This is a genomic window from Mesobacillus boroniphilus (assembly GCF_018424685.1).
GTDB lineage: Bacteria > Bacillota > Bacilli > Bacillales > Cytobacillaceae > Mesobacillus > Mesobacillus boroniphilus_A.
Genome location: NZ_QTKX01000022.1, coordinates 1 through 428, shown reverse-complemented (window position 1 = coordinate 428; position 428 = coordinate 1). Strand labels below are relative to the sequence as shown.

At 33.9% G+C, this 428-nt stretch carries 2 pseudogenes; one reads left to right on the top strand and one right to left on the bottom strand.

Going from position 1 to position 428, the window contains the following annotated elements:
* Positions 1–130: pseudogene (locus tag DYI25_RS22530) on the top strand (hypothetical protein); the annotation flags it as partial.
* 114 nt (positions 131–244) lie between these two features.
* Here the strand turns inward: DYI25_RS22530 and DYI25_RS22300 are convergent.
* Positions 245–428: pseudogene (locus tag DYI25_RS22300) on the bottom strand (asparaginase); the annotation flags it as partial.

Here is a 428-nt window from a genome sequence, read left to right as displayed (position 1 = left end):
TTGCTATATTGCAGGTGTAATTGCTGCAGGGAACGATGCGAATACCATTTTTATTGAAAATGGTAAATTCCACGGGGGCATTATTGCTCAAAGCATGCTAGCTAAGAAACAAACGCCCTTAGAATCATAAAAATAAAGGTCTATGTACTAAATAACTTAGTTTTACAACGACTGACATTCATGATATGTCAAATGAGGTTGATGACTAATGATTGTACATAGTCCTTTTTATGTTACGTATTCATTATAATTCAAAATATGATTTGATTTCAGCTTTATCTAAATTATTGCTTAACGCGACTAATAATTTTAATCTTGCTTTTGGACCATTCAAGCCGTTAGAAAAAATAAAACCTTGTTGTGCGAGTTGGTAACCACCACCATCGTATGCGTAAGTTGGACTCACAATACCATTAAAGGAACGTGAA